The organism is Halomonas profundus (assembly GCF_020865425.1).
Taxonomy (GTDB): Bacteria; Pseudomonadota; Gammaproteobacteria; order Pseudomonadales; family Halomonadaceae; genus Vreelandella; species Vreelandella titanicae.
The window spans coordinates 5,141,678-5,162,787 of record NZ_CP086344.1; the positions used below are offsets into that span (position 1 = coordinate 5,141,678).

At 54.9% G+C, this 21,110-nt stretch carries 21 protein-coding genes; 12 read left to right on the forward strand and 9 right to left on the reverse strand.

The annotated features are described in order from the left end of the window. The first annotated feature begins 16 nt into the window (after positions 1 to 16). Positions 17 to 1,360 (forward strand): sodium-dependent transporter, encoded by a 1,344-nt coding sequence (locus LMS44_RS23430; protein ID WP_022521121.1) that lies wholly within the window; start codon positions 17 to 19, stop codon positions 1,358 to 1,360. An 89-nt stretch (positions 1,361 to 1,449) separates the two neighbouring features. Here the strand turns inward: LMS44_RS23430 and LMS44_RS23435 are convergent, their stop codons facing one another. Next, positions 1,450 to 1,665, reverse strand: a complete 216-nt coding sequence (locus LMS44_RS23435) for a PA3496 family putative envelope integrity protein (RefSeq protein ID WP_022521120.1) — start codon at positions 1,663 to 1,665, stop codon at positions 1,450 to 1,452. A 325-nt stretch (positions 1,666 to 1,990) separates the two neighbouring features. On the opposite strand from LMS44_RS23435, the gene hexR reads away from it, so the two are divergent. The 3 genes from hexR to LMS44_RS23450 all read left to right on the forward strand — a co-directional run bounded on the left by hexR (position 1,991) and on the right by LMS44_RS23450 (position 6,347). Further along, positions 1,991 to 2,845 carry a transcriptional regulator HexR gene (gene hexR, locus LMS44_RS23440; RefSeq protein WP_022521119.1) on the forward strand — a complete coding sequence of 285 codons (855 nt, stop codon included), beginning with the start codon at positions 1,991 to 1,993 and terminating at the stop codon, positions 2,843 to 2,845. A 77-nt stretch (positions 2,846 to 2,922) separates the two neighbouring features. Next, complete coding sequence (gene uvrD, locus LMS44_RS23445; protein WP_089691087.1) at positions 2,923 to 5,121, forward strand: DNA helicase II; 2,199 nt, start codon at positions 2,923 to 2,925, stop codon at positions 5,119 to 5,121. A gap of 131 nt (positions 5,122 to 5,252) precedes the next feature. Beyond that, positions 5,253 to 6,347 (forward strand): TRAP transporter substrate-binding protein, encoded by a 1,095-nt coding sequence (locus LMS44_RS23450; RefSeq protein WP_022521118.1) that lies wholly within the window; start codon positions 5,253 to 5,255, stop codon positions 6,345 to 6,347. 79 nt (positions 6,348 to 6,426) lie between these two features. Here the strand turns inward: LMS44_RS23450 and LMS44_RS23455 are convergent, their stop codons facing one another. Beyond that, positions 6,427 to 6,843, reverse strand: a complete 417-nt coding sequence (locus tag LMS44_RS23455) for an acyl-CoA thioesterase (protein ID WP_022521117.1) — start codon at positions 6,841 to 6,843, stop codon at positions 6,427 to 6,429. A 208-nt stretch (positions 6,844 to 7,051) separates the two neighbouring features. Here LMS44_RS23455 and LMS44_RS23460 point away from each other — a divergent pair, with 208 nt between their 5' ends. From LMS44_RS23460 to LMS44_RS23490, 7 genes are all read left to right on the forward strand, one after another. Beyond that, positions 7,052 to 7,939, forward strand: a complete 888-nt coding sequence (locus LMS44_RS23460) for a PstS family phosphate ABC transporter substrate-binding protein (RefSeq protein WP_258955962.1) — start codon at positions 7,052 to 7,054, stop codon at positions 7,937 to 7,939. A gap of 134 nt (positions 7,940 to 8,073) precedes the next feature. Beyond that, positions 8,074 to 9,189, forward strand: coding sequence for an ABC transporter permease subunit (locus LMS44_RS23465; protein ID WP_009286291.1), 1,116 nt, complete (start codon positions 8,074 to 8,076; stop codon positions 9,187 to 9,189). After that, on the forward strand, positions 9,186 to 10,610 hold the full coding sequence (gene pstA / locus LMS44_RS23470) for a phosphate ABC transporter permease PstA (protein ID WP_041157422.1): 1,425 nt from the start codon (positions 9,186 to 9,188) through the stop codon (positions 10,608 to 10,610). The genes LMS44_RS23465 and pstA overlap by 4 nt, the downstream gene beginning before the upstream one ends. Continuing rightward, positions 10,604 to 11,419 carry a phosphate ABC transporter ATP-binding protein PstB gene (gene pstB / locus LMS44_RS23475; protein WP_009286293.1) on the forward strand — a complete coding sequence of 272 codons (816 nt, stop codon included), beginning with the start codon at positions 10,604 to 10,606 and terminating at the stop codon, positions 11,417 to 11,419. Before pstA ends, pstB begins: the two co-directional genes overlap by 7 nt. A gap of 31 nt (positions 11,420 to 11,450) precedes the next feature. Beyond that, the gene (gene phoU / locus LMS44_RS23480; protein ID WP_009286294.1) at positions 11,451 to 12,176 is read left to right on the forward strand and encodes a phosphate signaling complex protein PhoU; all 726 of its coding nucleotides are present in this window, start codon (positions 11,451 to 11,453) and stop codon (positions 12,174 to 12,176) included. A gap of 78 nt (positions 12,177 to 12,254) precedes the next feature. Then, entirely contained in the window at positions 12,255 to 13,010 is a 756-nt protein-coding gene (gene cysZ / locus LMS44_RS23485; protein ID WP_009286295.1) for a sulfate transporter CysZ, read from the forward strand. Positions 13,011 to 13,097: 87 nt separating this feature from the next. Next, positions 13,098 to 13,592, forward strand: a complete 495-nt coding sequence (locus tag LMS44_RS23490; protein WP_230804275.1) for a copper chaperone PCu(A)C — start codon at positions 13,098 to 13,100, stop codon at positions 13,590 to 13,592. Positions 13,593 to 13,684: 92 nt separating this feature from the next. Here the strand turns inward: LMS44_RS23490 and LMS44_RS23495 are convergent, their stop codons facing one another. The 7 genes from LMS44_RS23495 to LMS44_RS23525 all read right to left on the reverse strand — a co-directional run bounded on the left by LMS44_RS23495 (position 13,685) and on the right by LMS44_RS23525 (position 19,698). Next, positions 13,685 to 14,035: a hypothetical protein gene (locus LMS44_RS23495; RefSeq protein WP_022521112.1), complete on the reverse strand. Its 351-nt coding sequence runs from the start codon at positions 14,033 to 14,035 to the stop codon at positions 13,685 to 13,687. Between the two features lie 477 nt (positions 14,036 to 14,512). After that, positions 14,513 to 14,815 carry a hypothetical protein gene (locus LMS44_RS23500; protein ID WP_089691091.1) on the reverse strand — a complete coding sequence of 101 codons (303 nt, stop codon included), beginning with the start codon at positions 14,813 to 14,815 and terminating at the stop codon, positions 14,513 to 14,515. 651 nt (positions 14,816 to 15,466) lie between these two features. Then, positions 15,467 to 15,781 (reverse strand): hypothetical protein, encoded by a 315-nt coding sequence (locus LMS44_RS23505; protein WP_022521110.1) that lies wholly within the window; start codon positions 15,779 to 15,781, stop codon positions 15,467 to 15,469. A gap of 311 nt (positions 15,782 to 16,092) precedes the next feature. After that, positions 16,093 to 17,379 (reverse strand): phosphate regulon sensor histidine kinase PhoR, encoded by a 1,287-nt coding sequence (gene phoR / locus LMS44_RS23510; RefSeq protein ID WP_089691093.1) that lies wholly within the window; start codon positions 17,377 to 17,379, stop codon positions 16,093 to 16,095. Positions 17,380 to 17,381: 2 nt separating this feature from the next. Further along, a complete protein-coding gene (phoB, locus tag LMS44_RS23515; protein ID WP_009286297.1) occupies positions 17,382 to 18,071 on the reverse strand; it encodes a phosphate regulon transcriptional regulator PhoB in 690 nt (229 codons plus the stop codon). Between the two features lie 125 nt (positions 18,072 to 18,196). Beyond that, the gene (ubiA, locus tag LMS44_RS23520) at positions 18,197 to 19,087 is read right to left on the reverse strand and encodes a 4-hydroxybenzoate octaprenyltransferase (RefSeq protein ID WP_009286298.1); all 891 of its coding nucleotides are present in this window, start codon (positions 19,085 to 19,087) and stop codon (positions 18,197 to 18,199) included. Positions 19,088 to 19,122: 35 nt separating this feature from the next. Next, positions 19,123 to 19,698, reverse strand: a complete 576-nt coding sequence (locus tag LMS44_RS23525; protein WP_167522527.1) for a chorismate--pyruvate lyase family protein — start codon at positions 19,696 to 19,698, stop codon at positions 19,123 to 19,125. A gap of 137 nt (positions 19,699 to 19,835) precedes the next feature. Here LMS44_RS23525 and LMS44_RS23530 point away from each other — a divergent pair, with 137 nt between their 5' ends. Beyond that, on the forward strand, positions 19,836 to 21,026 hold the full coding sequence (locus LMS44_RS23530; protein ID WP_089691100.1) for an NAD(P)/FAD-dependent oxidoreductase: 1,191 nt from the start codon (positions 19,836 to 19,838) through the stop codon (positions 21,024 to 21,026). The last annotated feature ends 84 nt before the right edge of the window (positions 21,027 to 21,110 follow it).

The following is a 21,110-nucleotide window of genomic DNA, read 5'->3' on the forward strand; positions in this document are numbered from 1 at the left end:
ACTTAATGGGTGATGTATGGCGAAGCTTGCGCATGCGCAGTGGTCATCGCGAATGACCTTTGTGCTGGCCGCCGCTGGTTCGGCGGTGGGTCTAGGGAATATCTGGAAATTTCCGTATATGGTGGGTGAAAGCGGCGGCGCTGCTTTCGTATTTGTGTATTTGCTCTGTATCGCGCTGATCGGCTTGCCCATTCTTGTCTCTGAGTGGCTATTGGGGCGGCGCGGCCAGAAGAACCCCGCCAGCACCATGTCAGAACTGGCGCGCACGGCGAAAAAGCCCAAAGCCTGGGCCATCGTGGGCATTAGCGGCATTGTCGGGGCCTTCTTGATTTTGTCGTTTTACAGCGTGATTGGCGGCTGGTCGCTCTACTACACCGTCAACTCGGTGAGCGGTGCTTTTAGCGGTCAAGATGCCGATGGCATTGGCGCGCTATTTAATGGCATGTTGAGTAACCCTGGGTTGCTGCTGCTGGGCCACTCCGTGTTTATGCTGCTGGTCATTGGGATTGTCGCCCGCGGCGTTACCAAAGGCCTTGAAGGCGCTGTACGCATTCTGATGCCAGTCCTCGCACTACTGCTGGTCGTGCTGATCGGTTATGGCATGACAACCGGCCACTTTGGCGAGGCGTTGACGTATATGTTCAACCCGGACTGGAGCAAGCTCACAGCAGAAACCGTGCTAGCCGCCTTGGGCCACGCCTTCTTCACCCTCTCACTGGGTATGGGCATCATGATGGCTTACGGCTCTTATTTGGACAAAGAGATCGATCTGCTGCAAACCGCCCGCACGGTCATCATCATGGATACCGTCATCGCTTTAGGCGCGGGTTTAGCTATCTTCCCGATCGTGTTTGCTAATAATCTGGATGTCGCTTCGGGCCCAGGGCTGATTTTCGTCACCCTACCACTGGCCTTTGGCAATATTGATGGTGGTTTACTTTTAGGTTTGATGTTCTTTCTGCTGCTGACGTTTGCGGCATTAACATCGGCCATTTCACTGCTTGAGCCCGTGGTGGAATTCATTGAAGAGCGCACGCCGCTAGGCCGCGTCATGGCTACCGTTGTGGCCGGTGTGGGTGCTTGGTTACTGGGTATTGCAGCGCTGCTGTCATTTAACGTGTGGAGCGAACCGCTGCTGTTTGGACTGGGCGTGTTTGACCTGCTGGATACGCTGACCAGCAAAATAATGCTGCCGCTGACGGGGCTGGGTGCGATTCTATTCACCGCTTGGTGCCTGGAGCGCAGCAGCGTGGAAGACGAACTGGGTCTTTCAGCGACCGGCAAGAGCGTATGGAACATTATCGCGCGCTATGTAGCGCCCGCTGGCGTTGTTGCCGTGTTCGTAACAGGGCTAATCTAAGCTGAGCCGCCAAGGCCCTGCTAGCCGGCAGGGCAGCGTGGTTCTGCGCAGATAATAGTTGCGCCCCTAACCTCTTGGCATCCTAAAACTTAGTGCAATTCGCTCTCTTGCCGATCTTCATCGGGCAAGGGGGCGATATCCCGCGATAACTTTTGAAACTCACGATGAAGCTCAATACCCCGCCGCGCTCTTAAGCTGCGTTGGGCAGCGCTGCGCTGGCGCTGGGCATGCTCATCGACTTCCATACTCATAAAGATGTCGAGCAATTCGCTTTTAACCGAGGTGATTCGTTCGACGTTTCTCATAATCGACGTTCCTCCAGATGAATATGCCTTCGTCCACCTGCATCCGTGACGACTGTGATGATGCAGTGCGGCACTTCAATTATTACTATAACCTACTTGACAAAATGATGACCAATCTTAAAAAAACTGACTAACGACCTTAAACGCTGTTGGATCGCTGCCTAATAGTTTGTGGCCCTATGGGCTCATTGAGGCATACTGTCCTTATCGCATTGAAGCAATACGAAGCATCACAGTGAGCAGATAGGCAGAAACGGTCGTTTAAAACGACTGTATATTGGCGTACTGTTGACTACCTGTTGGTTGAGCACCCAAGGAGCTGAACGTGAGTCGCGCCCTGTTCGATGAAATGAGACGCCGCATGGAGCACTTTCGACGCTCCGAGCAAAAAGTGGCGCGTTTTGTACTGCGCAACCCCGAAGAGGTCATCCACATGCGCATTGTGGATCTGGCCACCGAAGCCACCGTTAGCGAACCTACCGTGGTGCGCTTTTGTCGTGCGCTGGGGTGCAATGGCTTTCAGGATTTCAAGCTACAGCTGGCGCAAATGCTGGCCAGCGGCAGTCAGTTCGCGCAATTCTCCATGAACGACAGCGACTCGGTCGCTGAATTTTCCCACAGCATCTTCGATTCGACCGTGGGTACACTGCTCTCGGTTCGTGACCGGCTGGATAACGATGCCCTGGGCCGTGCGGTAAACGCCCTGGCGATGGCCAACCGGGTCGAGTTCTATGGCTTTGGGGCTTCCGGTGCAGTGGCCTTTGATGCCCAGCACAAGTTTTTTCGCCTGCAGATCTCCACTTCTGCCTACGCCGACCCGCATATGCAGAATATGTCGGCAGTGACCTTGAACGATGGCGATGTGGTGGTGGCAATTTCACAAACCGGCCGTACCAAAGCGCTAGTCGCCAGCGTACGCCTGGCTCGCGAGGCGGGTGCAACAGTCATTGGCCTGTGCCCCAGCGGCTCGCCACTCGCCGAAGAGGTCAGCCTGCCGCTGTATATCGATGTTCATGAAGACACCGAGATTTACACCCCGCTTAGCTCGCGCATTGCCCATCTGGTGCTGATCGATGTACTCGCCGTGGGTGTGGCCAAAACCCGCGGGCCGAAACTCGCCGAACAGCTCAAAGCGGTTAAAAAGAGCCTAAATACGCTGCGCTTTCCTGAAGAATCCTAATCGTTAACCTGTATACACAGCCAGTTCGCTGGCTGTGCTAGACTAGCCGCCTATTTTTTGATCCGGCAGCGGCTACTATGGACGACGTCACGGCGATTCTCGATCAGCTCAACTCCGCCCAGCGCGAAGCAGTGAGCGCCCCTCAAGGTAATCTGTTGGTGCTCGCAGGCGCAGGCTCCGGTAAAACCCGCGTGCTGGTGCATCGCATCGCCTGGCTGATGCAGGCCGAAGGGCTGTCCCCTTATGCCCTGCTGGCAGTGACCTTTACCAATAAAGCCGCCAAAGAGATGCGCACCCGCCTTGAGGCACTGCTGAGCATCTCGATGCGCCATGTGTGGGTAGGCACCTTTCACTCCATCGCCCACCGCCTGCTGCGCACCCATTGGCAGGACGCCAAGCTGCCGCAACACTTTCAGATTATCGATTCTGACGATCAGCTACGCCTGGTCAAACGGCTGTTGAAAGATTACTCCATCGACGACGAACGCTTCCCACCCCGCCAAGTGCAGCACTTTATCTCCGGCTGCAAAGAGGAGGGACTGCGCCCACACCAAGTCAATGTGGATGGCGATGCCTACATGGGCCAGATGGTCGAGCTCTACGAGCGCTACCAACTTACCTGCGAGCGCGGCGGCCTGGTCGATTTCGGTGAACTGCTGCTGCGAAGCCTGGAGCTACTACGCGACAACCCGGCGCTGTTAAACCACTACCAGGAGCGCTTTGGTCATGTACTGGTAGATGAGTTCCAAGATACCAATACCCTGCAATACGCTTGGCTAAAACTGCTCACCGGCATGAAGACGCCGATGACGGCGGTGGGTGATGACGACCAGTCGATCTACGGCTGGCGCGGTGCCAAGGTGGAGAATATCAGCCGCTTTGAGCAAGAGTTTCCGCAAACCCACACCGTACGGCTTGAACAGAACTATCGCTCCACCAGCGCCATCCTGGAAGCCGCCAATACGCTGATCAGCCACAACAGCGAGCGGATGGGTAAAAACCTCTGGACTGACGGCATCGAAGGCGAGCCGATCTCAATTTACGCTGGGTTTAACGACCTGGAAGAAGCCCGCTATATCGTCGATACCATCAAGGAGAAGGTCGACGAAGGCTTTAACCGCCGCGATATCGCGATTCTCTACCGCTCAAATGCTCAGTCGCGGCTGCTGGAAGAGACGCTGATTCGCCAAGGCATGCCCTACCGTATTTACGGCGGCCACCGCTTCTACGAGCGCCTGGAAATCAAGAATGCCCTGGCCTACCTTCGCCTGATGCTCAACCGCGACGACGATGCCTCGCTGGAGCGGGTGATTAACGTACCCACCCGCGGCATCGGCACACGCACGGTGGAAATTGTCCGCCTGCGCGCTCGGGAACAAAGTATCCCTCTCTGGCAAGCGCTCCACGATGCGATTAACGACGGCACCTTGAAAGGCCGCGCGGCCAATGCCGTGCAAACCTTCGCCAACCTGATCGAGCAGCTCGATAACGATGCCTCTGGCATGGCGCTGCATGAAATTATCGATCACGTCACGATACACACGGGCCTGATAGAGCATCACAAAAGTGAGCGCGGCGAGAAAGGCCAAGCGCGGGTCGAGAACCTGGAAGAGCTGGTCAACGCTGCCCGTGCCTTTACCCAAGGCGATGTCTTTGAAGCACCTGAAGCGGGCGAAGGCATGGCGGCGCTGGAAGCGTTTCTCTCAGAGGCCGCTCTCAATGCAGGCGACCATGAAGCCGAAGAGTTTGAGGACAGCGTACAGCTGATGACGCTGCACTCCGCCAAAGGCCTGGAGTTTCCCGTCGTCTTTATTGCCGGTGTCGAGGAGGGTCTGTTTCCGCACAAGATGTCCCTGGAAGAGCCGGGTAGGCTCGAAGAGGAGCGCCGGCTCTGTTACGTCGGCGTCACCCGCGCTATGCAGAAGCTCTACCTCACACACGCCGAAACCCGCCGCCTGCACGGCAAAGAAGTGTTTCCACGCCCGTCGCGTTTTTTGCGAGAACTACCGCCGCACCTACTCGAAGAAGTCCGTCTGCGCGGGCATATTTCCCGCCCAGTTACCGCGTCACGTACTTCCTTTGCCCAGCAAAGCATCGCAAGCGACGGCGACATACCCAGCCTGCACGTTGGCCAAGGGGTTGAGCACCCGGTGTTCGGCGAAGGGATTATTCTTAACGCGGAAGGCGAAGGTGCCCGCGCCCGGGTACAGGTCAGCTTTGAAGGCGAAGGGGTCAAATGGCTAGTGCTTGGTTTTGCTAAGCTAACGCCGCTTTAAGCCGCTACGCGCGTGGCGTTGAGTGCAATGGCTTGCCGATTAAAACCCGCTTAGCGCATACTGGCGAACGGACATTGCGCCTTTGTGCGCGCTGACAAAAAAATCCTATAATCTCCGGAGTTTTGCTCACCATGCAACGCCGTCACTTCCTCAAAACTGCCAGCCTTGGCGTCGCCGGGGCCGTTGCCGCCCCCTTCGTAACCACCTCAAGTGCTCGCGCTCAAGAAACCTTCACCTGGGACATGGTCACCTCGTGGCCAAAAAACTTCCCTGCCCTGGGTACTGGTGCGAATGATTTCGCCCGCCGGGTAGAACAGCTTTCCAACGGCCGCATGCAGATCCGCGTCCACGGCGCGGGTGAACTGGTACCTGCCCTGGAAGTATTCGATGCGGTAGCAGCTGGTACCGCTGAAATGGGCCACTCTGCCTCTTACTACTGGCGTGGCAAAGTCGCTGCCTCACAGTTCTTTACCGCTGTACCCTTCGGTATGACGACTACCGAAATGAACGCCTGGTTGTACCACGGCGGCGGTCAGGAGCTTTGGGATGAGATCTACGCCAATCACAATCTGAAGCCGTTTGCCGTGGGCAATACCGGCACGCAGATGGCGGGCTGGTTCAAGAAAGAGATCAACTCACTCGACGACATGCAGGGGCTGAAACTTCGCCTGCCGGGCCTGGCGGGTGAGGCGATGAACGGCATCGGCGTCAGTACGGTTACTATGCCAGGCTCAGAAATTTTCACCTCGCTGCAAACCGGCGCGCTGGATGCCGCTGACTGGGTGGGGCCGTATAACGATATGGCATTCGGCCTGCATCAGGTGGCTGACTACTACTACACCTCGGCGTGGAACGAGCCCTCTGCGGTACTGGAAGGGACGATCAACCTGGATGCCTGGAACTCCCTGCCAGAAGACCTGCAGGACGTGATCCGCGAAGCGGCGCGGGCGTCTAACCTGGCCATGATCAGCGAATTTGCCTTCCGCAACGCGCAAGCACTGGAAACTCTGGTCGATGAGCATGGCGTTCAGCTACGTACTTTCCCTGACGACGTAATGGCAGCGCTTCACACCTCTTCACTGGAAGCCATCCAGCGCCAGGTCGACAGCGACGAAGAGTCTCGCCGTGTTTACGAGTCTTATTCGGCTTTCCAGAAGCTGCTGCGCCCGTTCAGCGATGTGGGTGAATACGCCTACCTCAAGAACCGCGATAACGTCGACGGTTAATGAGCCGCTAGACAAGTAAATGACAAGCACGACAAAAGGGCGCCCTAAGCGCCCTTTTGCTATTTCAAGTTGAAGTGAGCTAGTCGCTATGTACTGCTCGGATGCGCCCATTATCGTCCAGCGCAACCATCACAAAGCGCGCCTCGGTAACTTTTTGGCGCTCCTCTATGCGTTGCCCATGGGGAGGGCGCACCCAAACCTCCACATCAATCTTGATCGAGCTATGACCAATTTCTTGCACCTGGGTGTAAACGCTGACCATTGAGCCAACGCGCACCGGGCTTAAAAAGTCCATGGCTTCAATCGCGACAGTCGCCGTACGCCCCCCCGCTTCACGGCCTGCCGCCAGCTCAGCCGCTTGATCCATTTGATTGACCAGCCATCCACCGGGTATATCACCATAAAAATTGGTATCTTGGCGGGAAGCCAGTAATTTTAACGTTAGTTGGCCTTGAGGGGCGGGTACGTCGTCCAAATCGGTTTCCAGAAGAGTCATGAGTTAGTCGCTTAGTCAGTTTATTGTTGTAAACGTTGCAGCGTGGCACGTTATTTATAGGTGTTGCTGCATCGCAACACAAAGGAATGAATTTAGTTAACCATAAGAGGACGCTCGTTTGAATACTCGTTTGACGACTCTTTTCATTAATCGGAGGTTAACTTCCGCCGTCCGTCGCACCGTATTGAGCGGAGTGGCGTTTATACTGATGCTGATAACGCCCCTGACCTGGGGGCAGCAGCCAACAGTTATTAGCGGCACCTTGGGCGCGGTGGGCTCCGACACTATGGCAGGGCTAATGCTGCGCTGGGGTGAAACCCTCACCACCCGCTATCCTGACGTGAAGCTGCAGTTTCAAGCAAGTGGTTCAGCCAGTGCGCCCACGGCGCTGATGGCTGGCACCACCCGGCTAGGCCCGATGTCTCGTCCGATGACCAGCGAAGAGCGTGATAACTTTATTGAGCGCTATGGCTATCCACCGCTGGAATTAAAAGTCGCCCGTGACGCACTGATTGTAGTCGTACACCGCCATAACCCCTTGCGCGCTCTGACCCGCCAGCAGGTTGATGCGATCTTCTCAACCTCGCTGGCCTGCGGTGGCGAAACGCCGATCAGGCGCTGGGAGCAGCTATCGGCAACCCGTGACTGGTCATTTGGTAGCATTGCGCTGCATGGGCGTAACCTTGCCTCGGGTACCCATGGGCTATTTCAACAGCGGGCGTTATGTGGCGGTCTTTTTCGTGACGACATTAGTGAACACCCCGGCTCATCGGCGGTGGTCGCGGCCGTTGGCGAATCTGCCAATGCGATGGGCTATGCGGGGTTTAACCACCTCACCCCAGCCGTGCATGCATTGAGCCTGTATAACGATGATGGCATTGCGATACCGCCCGATGAAGCGGCGATACAGAGCGGTGACTACCCGCTGTCGCGCTATCTTTACCTCTATGTGAACCTACCGCCGGGGGAGAACTTACCCCCCGCCGAGCAGGCACTGCTCAAGTTGATTATGTCCGATGAGGGCCAGCAGATTGCGCGCGCATCCGGCTTTGTACCATTAACCTCCAGTGTCCTTAGTGCACAACAGAGGTGGTAAATCACTGTCATCTAACTGACACATAATTGTCTTAGGGTAGGGATCCTGTCTATGCACTGTTTTTCACCACATTCTGGTTTTTCACTACCTATTGGTCAGCGCTATGATCACCTCGGTTTTGCCATGATATCCACATGACCCTACCTCGGTTAACCTCTTCTCGACAGCCACTTAGGCTACTGCAAGACCGCATGGCCACCGGTTTAATCACCGCTGGCGGCATAGGCGTGCTGCTGGCAATTCTGGCTATCGGTGTCTTTTTGGTGTGGGAAACCCTGCCGCTGCTGGCGATTGGCGATACCTTAGCGCTGGCTAAGCTTTCTCCCCTGGCGTGGGGCACGCTCAAAGCCGCCCTAGCCGCACTGCTGTTCGCCATTCCCGTGGCCTTGGGGGCCGCCATCTACTCCGCGCTGTTTATGTCAGCGCGCCTGCGCTCGCGGATCAAGCCCGCGCTCGAAATGATGGAGGCGATCCCCGGTGTGGTGGTGGGCTTTATTGCCGGCCTTATTTTGGCACCTTGGGTAGAACGCCATCTCGCCAGCGCTTTGGTGCTGATCATTTGGCTGCCGCTTAGCGCAGCGCTTGCCGGCTTACTCTGGCAGTGGGCCAAAACACGCCTACGCCGCCGCTTACCGCTCTCCTGGGCGGGCCTCTGGCTCGTTCCCTGGCTCGCTGTAATGGTGGCGATAGCACTATGGCTCGCGCCCTGGATGGAGCAGCAGTGGTTAGGCGGTGATTTACGCCAGCTACTCGACCAGCGCTATGGCATGGATTACGCCACCCGTAACGCACTGATTGTCGGCATTGCCATGGGCTTTGCCGTTATTCCCAGCATATATTCACTGGCAGAAGACGCGCTCGCCGATGTGCCTGCTAGCTTAATCGAGGGCGCCCAGGCGATGGGGGCCAGCCGCTGGCAGGCGCTATGGAAAGTGGCGCTGGTGGCAGCGGGCCCAGGTATCTTCTCGGCGATAATGATCGGTGCGGGCCGGGCGGTGGGCGAAACCATGATAGTGCTTATGGCCAGCGGTAATACGGCTCTGTTTAGCGCCAGCCCCTTTGAAGGCATGCGCTCCATGGCCGCGGCTATCGCCATTGAGCTGCCTGAAGCGTCACCCGGTGGCCAAACCTACCATCTGCTGATCTTGGCTGCACTGGTGCTGTTTATCTTCACGTTTCTGGTCAACACCCTTGCCGAGGTCGTCCGCCAGCGTTTACGCCGCCGCTTCCGCCAGATGGGGGGCACATGATGAACTCTGCGACCCACACCGCCTCTCGCCGCCGGCGCTTTAGCCGGGTAAATGATGTATGGCCCTGGCTTTGCGCAGCCAGCGTAGCGCTCTCCCTGCTGATGCTGGGCGCCTTACTCGCGCTACTGCTGGTACGCGGGCTAGGGCACTTTTGGCCCGCTACGCTGGAAGAGGTCACCCTTGACTCGGGTGAAACCTTTGCTGGTCAAGCTGTGCGCGAAGTCGCGCTACCTCAGCGAGCTGGGGATGAACGCCTCTACTTTACCGGCAACCAGGATATAGAGGGCGTTCGCTGGCGCTGGGTGGCGATTGATGAAATTGCCGAGCGCGCCCAGCCAGACGATTTGATTCGTCTTGATCGCAGCCCCTGGGGTGACTTTATTGGCCGCTTGGTGGCCATTGAGCAGCATGATCAACGCTGGGAGGGAGACGCTGCCTGGCAGCGATTAAACGCTTTATTGGCACTTCCCGCCAGCCAACGCCAGAATAGCCAACTGCTGCTTACCACCGTGGACGGCCAAACCCTGCGCCAACCGCTGGCCAGCGTGGCGAACGCTCAGGCTCCCAATGCCATGAGCGTGTGGCAGAAAACGCTCGCCTGGGGGGATGCGGTTTGGCGGTTTCTGAGTGAGGGCCCACGGGCCGCCAATACCGACGGTGGCGTCTGGCCCGCGATATTTGGCACGGTGCTGATGGTGATTTTAATGTCGGTGATGGTGACCCCGTTTGGGGTGCTGGCCGCTATTTATCTCAATGAAATCGCTCACCAGGGGCGGCTGACCCGGCTGGTACGTATTGGTGTGCGCAACCTGGCGGGCGTTCCGTCGATTGTGTATGGCGTATTTGGTTTGGGAGTGTTTGTTTACGGCATTGGCGGCTCGCTGGATGAGTGGTTTTTCAGCGATACCCTACCTTCGCCCACCTTTGGCACCGGCGGCCTGTTATGGGCGTCGCTCACCCTGGCACTGCTGACCCTACCGGTGGTGATTGTGGCAACAGAAGAGGGGTTAGCGCGGATTCCCGAGGCGCAGCGGGAAGGCGCCGTGGCGCTCGGCGCTACGCGCTTAGAGATGCTCACCCGCATTGTACTGCCCATGGCAGCCCCTGCCATGCTGACAGGTATCATTCTAGCAGTAGCTCGCGCGGCCGGCGAAGTGGCACCGCTAATGCTGGTTGGCGTCGCTAAGCTGGCGCCTCAAATGCCCATCGATGGTGAGTTTCCTTACCTACATTTAGAGCGCAAGTTCATGCACCTTGGCTATCATTTATTTGATACCGCCTTTCACGGCGAAGATGTGCAGGCTGCCATACCGCTGGTTTACGCCACAGCGCTACTTTTAGTGTTAATTGTGCTGGTGCTTAACCTAACTGCCATATTTCTGCGTCATTATCTTAGGCGTCAACGGGGAAACGAATGCTAGCGTCATTACATTCAGCCAATACCTCTCAGGCACCAGTGGCGCACTTTTCGTCCGAGCACAGCTGCCTGAGTATCGATCACTTTAGCCTCGCCTACGCGGGGAAAGAGGCATTGCGCGAGTTAACCCTCAGTGTTCCCCGGCATCGTGTAACGGCCTTTATCGGCCCGTCAGGTTGCGGTAAGTCGACGTTGTTACGGGCAATTAACCGTTTGCACGATCTTAATGAGTCAGTCACCCACAGCGGCCAAATCACACTGGAAGGGCAGGATATTCATGACCCGCAAATGAATGTGACTGAGCTGCGGCGGCGTGTCGGGATGGTGTTTCAAACGCCCAACCCCTTCCCCATGTCGATCTATGAAAACGTGGCCTTTGGGCTACGACTGCAACAGCGCATGCCCAAGCGCAAAAGGGACGACATTATTGAGTGGGCGCTAACTTCCGCCGCTCTGTGGGATGAAGTGAAAGACCGCCTACACCGTTCCGCTTGGCAGCTTTCCGGTGGCCAGCAGCAGCGTCTGGTGATCGCCCGTACCTTAGCAGTACAGCCCGACGTGCTGCTGCTTGATGAGCCAGCATCAGCTCTAGACCCAATTTCAACCCTCAAAATTGAGGAGTTGATCCGTAACCTCAAGTCGGAGCTGACGCTGATCCTGGTCACCCACAATATGCAACAAGCGGCGCGCGTATCGGATTACACCGCCTTTTTGCATCAAGGGGAGCTGGTTGAATACGGCCCTACCGATCAGGTCTTCACCAACCCCCGTTTGCAACGCACTGAAAACTACATCACCGGCCGTATCACCTAGGCCTTAGCAACTGAACCGTCAGGAGTGCTCCATGGATATTACTAGCGACTCTCACAGCCAGCATATCTCTCGCCAGTTCAACCAGGAGCTGGAAGAGCTGAAAACCCACCTGATGGCCATGGGCGGTCTGGTGGAAAAACAAGTGCAGGACGCTGTCTTTGCCCTACTGGAAGGAGACACCCGATTAGCCGAGCAGGTGCGTGACAATGACCGCCAAGTCAACGACCTGCAGCTGCAAATCGACGACGAATGCACCCGCGTACTGGCGCGCCGCCAGCCTGCTGCTTCCGATTTGCGTCTGGTGCTGGCCGTCATCCGCGCCACCTCAGACTTAGAGCGCATTGGTGATGAAGCCAGTAAAATCGCCCGCAACGCCCTGCTCCTGAGCGAAAGTTCTAGCACCATTCGTGGCCTGGTGGAGGTGCGTCACATTAGCGAGCACGTACGTAAAATGCTGCGCGATGCGCTCACCGCCTTTGCCCGCTTTGATACCGACCTGGCTATGCAGGTCGTACGCGAAGACGAACTGGTGGATGACGAGTACAGCAGCGCTATGCGCTCATTAATGACCTTTATGATGGAAGACTCACGCTCTATTACGTCAGTACTCAGCATCATGTGGGTACTGCGCGCGCTAGAGCGGGTAGGCGACCACGCCGATAACCTTGCTGAGTACGTGGTCTATCTCGTCAAAGGTTTGGATATTCGCCATAGCGACACCGATGAACTGGAACCACAGGTGCCAAAAAAGTCTTGACCTGATGGGGCTTTCCTCCTGCAATACGTCCAGGCTGCCACGCAGCCTGGACGTTGGAATCACGAGGAGCTCACCTAAATGCTGGATGCTGTCACTGCGCTTAGCCGAGGTACACGCTGTGTGTATCAACCGGGTATGCGCCGCTATGTTTTTCTGCCTATTCTGGTCAACCTGATTGTCTACGTGAGCATGTTCAGCTTTGTGCTCAACCGTTTTGATGGCTGGCTCGCCCATTGGATGGGCATGGTACCCGCTTGGCTTGACTGGTTATCCTGGCTTATCTGGCCCCTGTTTGTGATTAGCCTGTTGGTGGTGGTGTTTTTTACCTTCACGCTGGTTACCAGCTTGATTGCAGCCCCTTTTTACGGCTTTTTAGCCGCCAAAGTTGAAATCCAAGCCACTGGCCGCGAACCCATTGATGACCGAAACCTGACCAAAACAGCCATCGATGCTGTGGGACGCGAGTTTGTTAAGCTCGCCTATATTCTGCCTCGTGCCGCAGGCCTATTTGTGCTTAGCTGGATTCCAGGCGTCAATATAGTTGCTCCGCTACTCTGGGCACTGTTTTCTGCCTGGGTGATGGCAATCACTTATCTAGACTACCCAATGGATAACAACAAAGTAACGTTTGCCGATATGCGCCAACGGCTCTCTAAGCGCTGGTGGCAAAGCCTCACCTTTGGGGGGTTAGTGACCTTAATTACCTGGATTCCGCTGGCCAACCTGTTTTTGATTCCCGGCGCCGTTGCGGGTGCCGTACTGCTGTGGGATGACCATTATAGAGACGTACGTAGCGACAAACGTGGCGATGCACGTGGCATTACACCGCAGTAGGCGCCTATTACCCAGGCTACGTCACTTTGCTACCTTTATGTTTTGTTCGTCTATCCTGGGCTCAATCAACAACAAAGGAATCACCGCATGATAAAACCGATGGCTTGGCTGGGTGGCGTACTCTTGATTGGCGCTATGTCTATTTCGATGACATCTATGGCGTTAGCCCACGACGTAAAAACAGAGACTCTTCGCATTGCGCACCCCTTCGCTACCCCAACCCCACCGGGTGCGGTAAACGGTGCCGCCTACCTTGATATCACCGCCGTTTCAGGCCCCGTCACTCTGGTTGGCGCGAGCAGTCCTGCGAGCAGCAACGTTGAGCTGCACGATATGCAAATGGACGGCGATATGATGCAGATGCGGCATGTGGACGAGATTCGTGTCGAGGCAGGGGAGACTTATACCATGCGCCCTGGTGGCGGCTTTCACTTAATGCTGATTGGCTTAACCGAGCCGCTGAAGGAGGGTGAGCGGTTTCCCCTCACGCTCACCTTCGCTGAACAAGGTGACGTAGACATCGAGGTCTGGATACAGAGCGCCCAAGACGGTAGCGAAGCTGCTGATGGGCATCACCACTGATGTCGTTGGCTTTTAACACATAGCAAAAACCCCACCGAAGCGGGGTTTTTAGCGAGTAACGCTTACATTAGCAGTTACACTTATCCTATTATTTACCAGTCGGTGCTATCACCTTCATCCCGGTTGAGTTCTCCAGGAGTGTAACCCTCTTGGCGAGAAGTAGGCCCTTTTTCAGCCGTAGAAGGACGGCTACTGGAAGGCGAAAAGTCCAAGCTATCAGCTTCGTCACGGTTCAAGTCGCCCGCAGAGACATGAGATGGTTTGGAAGCTGCATGCGACTCAGGTTTGTTAATGACATCCTGACCAGCGGTGCGGTCTTGGTTCAGTTCAATAGATGAGTGCGCCATCGCCATGGGGCTCGCGACCAAACCAAAAGCAATACCTACTATGGCGACTTTTTGGCTCATTTCTTTTAACAGCAAGATGTTCTCCTCATTATCCATGGATTCCGTTCATCGATGATTAGAACGGCTATTACGCTTTGCGTTGCATATTAGGCGTCAAAAAAGTTAGCTCACCCTTTACGGTCAAAATGATTGTGAGACCGGATGCCTGAGACATAACCCACCGGCAGGCTGATGATGGGCAGTGTATAAATAGCGACGCAATGAAATTAGGCTCCGCTAGAAAGCCGTACCTTAAACTAAAACAAGAATAGTGTGGGAGAGGTGTTGGATGCCACAAAAAATCAGACCCCGCATCAGCAGGGTCTAAGGACACAAGACTTTGACAATGACTAGCGCTAGCTTCCTTTCCTTTTGCGGGGCTGCTCCAACCTTGGAATTTAACCCTGACCAACGCTCTGATTGTCGTTTGATTCATTCCTTGAATCGATATGCATCCGTATCGGTGTGACACGCTTTCGCGTGTTTAGCTCACGTGTTAATCGTAATATATTTCTTCAGAATTGCAAATTTTTGTTACCAAACGTTTCCATCACCTACGTCTTGGGTCAAATCTTTAGCGGTGTAGTCCACTTGACTACTAGTGCGATGAGAATCTGCCTTAATGACATTAGGACGGTCGCCTTCGTCGTACATTAGATCAGATGGGCTAAAATCTGCTTGGCCGGATGTGTGATGAGACTGCGCCTGGATGGGCTCGTCATCAACCGTGAAGTCTTGATTGGCTTCGATGGACATATGGGCAAAGGCAAGCGGGCTTGCCAGCAAACCAAAAGAGAGACCTACGACGGCTGCTTTTTTAACAAAATCGTTAAACATACTATTTACTCCTGGTAACCGTTTGATACCGCTGAAGTGAAGTGAGAAGGGCTCTCTGGCCAGATCTCACTGCGGCTAGCTTCACTACCTCTAGAAAGCATATGTAATGCCAACTCTCTTATAAAAATAAAATAACCATATAAATCAATAATTTAAAATAAATACATTGCGCACAATTATACACCGCTAAAAACAAAAGCACGCTAATTACATGTGCACTAATGACACATGCGCAAAACTGTCTGTGCCTTTATGACACACTCAGCAAAATAAAAGGCTCGATGCCAACAAAGCGCTACGGCATCAATTCATAAAAAACAAGACATGGCATTGGATAGAGAGGCGCAAAGAAAGATCGGCGGAAAAGATAGGGGAGAAAGTAGCGGGGGGATAAGCGAGATAAAAAGTAGGCAGCAAAAATTAGGCCCCGCATTGCGGGGCCCGATATCAGAATTGGCTATAGGTAATAACTAACGCTAGCTTCCACTCCTTGTGCGGGGCTCCAACCTTGGAATTAACCCTGACTAGTGTTCTGATTGCCTACTGATTCATCCGTGAATCTTAAAAGCATTCTTGCTTTTGTAACATCCTGTTAATCGCTTATTCATTCTCTGAAAAAGCTTTTAATGATATCTAAAAGGTCATTGATAATTAGCTACCGCCATTTTCTTCTACAAGCTCATCCTTGTCATACTCAGCATCGTCTGAGTGACTGCTTGATTGCGGATCCATGTCGCTGGCACCATCACCTTCGTCATGGGTTAAATCGTCAGTCATGTCTGTTGTATCACTGCCAGTTGAACTACCGGTACCTTGGGAATCCATCGGTTGCTCGTCAGCGGTAATACCTTGGTTTTCGTCAATCGCCGAATTTTCATCGGTTTGTGCAAAAGCTAATGGGCTTGCCATCAGACCAAAAGATACACCTAAAATGCCAGCTTTCTTGAGAAAATCCTTGGACGTCATATCCTACCTCCGATCGCTGTTTAGTACCGCTTAATGAAGAAAGAAAGGCTTACTGAGAAGCCAGCAATTCCTGCGGTCATCTTCCTTCAATCTGTACTCTGCAGAAGGCATGCCAAAAAACTTAAGCATATAAATAAAAACAACAAAATCAGTCTCTTAATTAAAAATAAGTTATGCCAAAAAGGCATCGACTGAGTCACGACACAACGCTTTAAGCTGTGTAAAAATGGCACATGGGTAAAGCTTTGCCAACCTTGCATGCCAATATTGCACATTGCTACAAATATTATGCAATGGGATGACTTGCTAAATTAAACAAGACGCGAGGGGGGGAAGGTGCAGCGAAACAACGCACCCTTGCCGGGAAGGGACTCAATTTGTAGTTGCGCATCGTGGCGCAACAGCACGTGCTTAACGATCGCCAAGCCTAAACCTGTGCCGCCAGTCGCAGTGCTGCGCCCCTTATCAACACGGTAAAAGCGTTCTGTTAGTCGGGGAATATGAACGGGATCAATCCCTTCACCGTTATCTTCCACATCGATATAGCCGCCACCAGTAGCGCTAGCTTTCCAGCGCAGGGTGATTTGGCTGCCAGCAGGCGTGTAGCGAACCGCATTAAAGGCAAGGTTAGAGACGGCGCTGCGAATCTCCTGTTCACTGCCTAACAGTCGGGCATCGCTCTCAAGGGCGACGGTGATGGTATGACGTTGATGCGATAGGGCCAGCGCATCATCACAAACGCTTTGCAGTAAAGGCTCGAGTGACAGTGGATGATGATCTTGGCCGCCCTGGTCAATTTCCAAACGCGAGAGCAGCAATAAATCGTTAACCAGATTCTGCATCCGCTGGGTCTGTTCCTGCATTTGCTGAATACTACGTCCCAAGCGCGGCGGAAGCTGGTCGGAGATATCACTGTAGGTTTCCAAATAGCCGGAGAGAACGGTCAGCGGCGTACGTAACTCATGGGAAACGTTGGCGACAAAGTCGCGCCGCATCTGCTCAAGACGATGCAAGCGGGTGATATCGCGAGCCATCACTAAGCGTTCGTCGTCACCGTAGAGGGTAATTTGATACTGCAGGATTCGCCGTTCATCAATCGGTGAGGTGAGCGTTAACGGCTCACTGTAGTTACGCGAATTAAAATAGCTGATAAAGCCCGGGTCGCGCAGCAGGTTGGTAATGTGTTGACCACGATCATGGACGGTTTGTAGCCCCAGCATGGCGGTGGCGGCGCTGTTCCACCACTCCAAATCACCGTGGCGATCAAGCATGACCACGCTATCACGCATTGCTTCAGACGACTCTTGAATACGTGCCAAAGTAGCCCGCAGACGGCTTTGGGTGATGCGCTGACTTTTTTGATAGCGGTATAAACGATCGAATAGCTCGCCCCACATCCCGCGAGCGGCAGGCGGTTCATCGTTAGGGTGGAGGGTGAGCCACAAATAGAGTTCGCGTAACTGTCGTAAGTGGTAAAACAAGCATCCCGCAAGCCCTGCTGCAAGCCCCAGCCCAGCCGAGCCCAACAGCCAGCCCAAGCAAGTGCCCAGCGTGGCCAGCCACGCTATTCGCCACAGCTCACGACTCCATAAACGCACATTTACACCCGTGCAGAGAAACGGTAACCGGTACCCCGAACCGTTTGGATCAGGTTTTGATGCACGTCGCCCAGCGCTTTACGCAAGCGGCGGATATGCACATCGACCGTGCGCTCTTCAACGTAAACATTGCCGCCCCACACTTGGTCAAGCAGCTGGCTACGTGTGTAAGCGCGCTCTTGGTGAGTCATAAAAAACTGCAGCAAACGGTACTCGGTGGGGCCCATTTCCAGCGCTTTGCCGTGGGCACTTACCCGGTGGCTCACCGGATCAAGCAGCAGGCCGTTAATCTCAATCGGGTCTTCAACGCCACGTGGCGTCGCACGGCGCAGCACCGCTTTTAGCCGTGCCACCAATTCCCGGGGTGAAAAAGGCTTGGTGATATAGTCATCGGCACCGGCTTCAAGCCCTTGAATTTTATTATCCTCTTCGCCTTTCGCGGTGAGCATAATAATCGGGATTTCAGCGGTGGTTTCTTCACGTTTTAGGCGTCTCGCCAGCTCAATACCGCTAGTGCCGGGCATCATCCAGTCCAGCAGCAGTAAATCGGGTTGGTGGTCGACCACCATGGCATGAGCATCCTGGGCGTTATCCGCTTCGAGCACGCGATAGTCAGCCATTTCCAGCGCTACCGCGATCATCTCGCGAATCGACGCCTCATCATCGACAATCAGAACGGTCTTGGCGGTCATACCAGAGCCTCACGGTGTTCAAAGAAACTAGTTCAAAGAAAAACAGTTCAAAGATAAACAGATCAATGACATGTCAGTGACGATAACACCATGACTTGATGACAATTACATGACAACCGCCGCGATCAGCCAGCCGCAGGCCACCAACTTAGCGCGATACCGGCAAAAATCAGCAGTCCCGACCAGTGATTATTGAGAAACGCCTGGAAGCAGGCATCCCGCTCCTGGTCGCGAATTAAGCGCTGCTGATGCAGAAAAGTCGCTGCCATTGCCGCTAGCCCTAACCAGAAGAAACCACCTAAACCAACCCACCAGCCTACCCAAGCCAGCAACCCCAGGGTGGCTAGCTGGAGTAAGCCGATAATCAAACGATCCGCATTTCCAAACAGCACGGCCGTCGATTTAATGCCAATTTTTAAATCGTCGTCGCGATCGACCATGGCGTACTGGGTATCGTAGGCCACTGTCCAGCACACATTAGCGCAGAATAGCAGCCATGCTTCCAGCGGCACGTGGCCGAGCACGGCGCCAAAAGCCATCGGAATTGCCCAGGAAAAAGCCGCGCCCAGCACCACCTGAGGAAAGTGGGTATAGCGCTTCATAAACGGATAAATAATCGCCAGCAGCACCCCGCCCAGCGAGAGCAGCACCGTAAACCAGTTGGTCAGTAATACCAGAATAAACGCAGCGGCCACCAGGGCGATAAACAGCAGTTGAGCTTCGGTTTCGCTGATACGGCCCGTCGCTAGCGGACGTTGTTTTGTGCGTTTCACATGCCCATCGAAGTGGCGATCCGCATAGTCATTGACCACGCAGCCCGCAGCGCGCATCACATAAACGCCGGCCACAAAAATCAGCAGCACATTTCGCCCTGGTACACCTTCCGCAGCCACCCATAATGCCCACAGCGTCGGCCACATCAAAAGCCATGTGCCTATCGGCCGATTCAAGCGCATCAGCTGTAAAAAATCTGCCACGCGAGCCCATCCCTTCGGCCGCAACAGTGAACGATCCATGCTTACCTCACGAAGAATAAGATGCAGGCGCTAGCCTAGCGCGAAGGCAGGCCAAGATCATCCGCCATCGCCGTCAAAAAATACTCTTGCACTAATAACGACAGACTGCCGTGCTTACAGCCGTGATAAAAAACAGAGCGCCTTCCCCAGGCACAGCCTTCCTGTATGCCGTTGACGCTAGCAAACTGGGGGGAATGCGTCGTTACTTCCAATGGCCCACGCACTAAACCCGGCTGGCGAAATAGCCAACTACCTAGCGAGCGCTCGCCCAGGCACTCTAGCCGTTGGCCCTTTACCTGTGAAAGCGGGGCGACCGAGCGCGCCACCACCCATGGCGTTCCATCTAAGCACAGCGCCACTTCCCGCAGCCAGGCGTAACGCTTGGCACCAATGCCCAGCGCCTGAGCCTCATCCTGGCGCGGCCAACCAACCCCCTGGCGCAACAGTCGTACTCGAAACGGCTTCTCGCCACCTGCGACCATTAAGTGGGCGGTTAACGAGTCGGTGGAGGCAACCCACTGCCACCAGGAAGCACTCATCGCCGGGCGCGCCGCATCAATCGGGCGCCAGCGGGAAAATAGAGGAGTTTGCCGAAAAGCAGCAGCCGTCACCGAGTTCTCCAGGGCAATTAACGGGTTGGCTAGTGTAACATGAGCACTGAAAGGCTTTTGTTTCAGCGACTTTTTTAACGACTCGGTTTAGCGCTTCTTTTTTCGCAACCTTATTTAGCAACTTTTTTGGTGTCTGCATGCCCGCCACCCAAACACAGAAAACCTCTTCGCACTCTGCGCTGGTGATTATTGGCACTGGAATGGCAGGGGTTGGCCTTGCCCGGGCGTTGCGCCGATTGGGCGACCAACGCTCAATAACGCTGGTGAGCGCCGACAGCGGCGATGATTACAGCAAGCCGTTGCTCTCCACCGGCTTCGCCAAGGGCCTGGTGCCCGAACAATTAGCCCAGCGCAGCGCTACTGACCTGGGCGAAGAGCTAAATGCCCAAATGGTTATCCACACCCAGGTAACCGCACTGGATGTGGATAACCAAACAATTCTGCTCGAAGGCGGCATGGTGCTCGGCTACGACACACTGGTACTGGCCACTGGCGCTGCACCACGGGTGCCCTTCAGCATTGAACCCAGCGTAGCCCCACGCTGCTTTACCATTAACGACCTGGATGACTACCGCCGCTTTCACACGGCGCTAGGCCAGGGCCCTGCACGGGTGGCGATTGTTGGCGCGGGGCTGGTCGGCTGTGAATTTGCCAACGACCTCCACGCTGGCGGCCATCGTGTCAGCCTCATTGCCCCAGAAGGAACCCTACTTCCTCGCTTGCTGCCACCGCCCTTAGGGAACGCCCTAGGCGATGCCTTTAGCGAAGCAGGTATCCATCTTCACCTTGCACGTTCGATTGATTCGATAGCGGCCGAAAGCGGCGAAGATATCGTATTACGTCTGGATAACGGCGACGCTGTCAGCGCCGATCTCGTGTTGATGGCAACCGGCCTTGCACCTCGCACAGCACTTGCCGAATCGGCTGGTTTAAACGTATCACCTGGCGGTATAGTCGTTGACCGCCAGTTGCGTACATCGCACCCCAATATCTACGCCCTAGGCGATGCAGCCTGCGTAGACGGTGTTAATGCCATGTACGTGCAGCCACTACAAGCCAGCGTTAAGGCGCTGGCGGCAACCCTTTCAGGCGCGCCCACGCCGGTTAGCTTCGGTGCTTGGCCGGTAGTGGTTAAAACGCCGCTGCTACCAGTGGTGGCCTACCCGCCAACGAACACGCCTGAGCACTGGCGAATTGAAGGCGAAGGCGGTGATATCAGTGCCTTGGCTGAAAATAAAGACGGTCGTTTGATTGGTTTTGCGTTGACAGGCGGCTGCGTGAGAAGGAAAGTGGAGCTTTCCAGAGCAGCACCTGCACTGCTAGGCTGATTTTCGTCGCGTTCACGACTAGGCTAGAGAAGTTAACCTAATCGGCTACGCACCCAACAACATGCATTTGTTTGATGTTTGATT

Excerpts from the sequence above, each read along its gene's own strand:
- ubiA (WP_009286298.1), bottom strand. The coding sequence starts at position 19,087 with ATGGATCGTTCACTGTTGCGGCCGAAGGGATGGGCTCGCGTGGCAGAT.
- phoU (WP_009286294.1), top strand. The coding sequence starts at position 11,451 with ATGGATATTACTAGCGACTCTCACAGCCAGCATATCTCTCGCCAGTTC.
- LMS44_RS23435 (WP_022521120.1), bottom strand. The coding sequence starts at position 1,665 with ATGAGAAACGTCGAACGAATCACCTCGGTTAAAAGCGAATTGCTCGAC.
- LMS44_RS23460 (WP_258955962.1), top strand. The coding sequence starts at position 7,052 with ATGCTGATAACGCCCCTGACCTGGGGGCAGCAGCCAACAGTTATTAGC.
- LMS44_RS23450 (WP_022521118.1), top strand. The coding sequence starts at position 5,253 with ATGCAACGCCGTCACTTCCTCAAAACTGCCAGCCTTGGCGTCGCCGGG.
- LMS44_RS23500 (WP_089691091.1), bottom strand. The coding sequence starts at position 14,815 with ATGTTTAACGATTTTGTTAAAAAAGCAGCCGTCGTAGGTCTCTCTTTT.
- LMS44_RS23505 (WP_022521110.1), bottom strand. The coding sequence starts at position 15,781 with ATGACGTCCAAGGATTTTCTCAAGAAAGCTGGCATTTTAGGTGTATCT.
- phoB (WP_009286297.1), bottom strand. The coding sequence starts at position 18,071 with ATGACCGCCAAGACCGTTCTGATTGTCGATGATGAGGCGTCGATTCGC.
- pstB (WP_009286293.1), top strand. The coding sequence starts at position 10,604 with ATGCTAGCGTCATTACATTCAGCCAATACCTCTCAGGCACCAGTGGCG.
- LMS44_RS23455 (WP_022521117.1), bottom strand. The coding sequence starts at position 6,843 with ATGACTCTTCTGGAAACCGATTTGGACGACGTACCCGCCCCTCAAGGC.
- pstA (WP_041157422.1), top strand. The coding sequence starts at position 9,186 with ATGATGAACTCTGCGACCCACACCGCCTCTCGCCGCCGGCGCTTTAGC.
- LMS44_RS23490 (WP_230804275.1), top strand. The coding sequence starts at position 13,098 with ATGATAAAACCGATGGCTTGGCTGGGTGGCGTACTCTTGATTGGCGCT.
- LMS44_RS23530 (WP_089691100.1), top strand. The coding sequence starts at position 19,836 with ATGCCCGCCACCCAAACACAGAAAACCTCTTCGCACTCTGCGCTGGTG.
- cysZ (WP_009286295.1), top strand. The coding sequence starts at position 12,255 with ATGCTGGATGCTGTCACTGCGCTTAGCCGAGGTACACGCTGTGTGTAT.
- LMS44_RS23430 (WP_022521121.1), top strand. The coding sequence starts at position 17 with ATGGCGAAGCTTGCGCATGCGCAGTGGTCATCGCGAATGACCTTTGTG.
- uvrD (WP_089691087.1), top strand. The coding sequence starts at position 2,923 with ATGGACGACGTCACGGCGATTCTCGATCAGCTCAACTCCGCCCAGCGC.
- LMS44_RS23465 (WP_009286291.1), top strand. The coding sequence starts at position 8,074 with ATGACCCTACCTCGGTTAACCTCTTCTCGACAGCCACTTAGGCTACTG.
- LMS44_RS23495 (WP_022521112.1), bottom strand. The coding sequence starts at position 14,035 with ATGGATAATGAGGAGAACATCTTGCTGTTAAAAGAAATGAGCCAAAAA.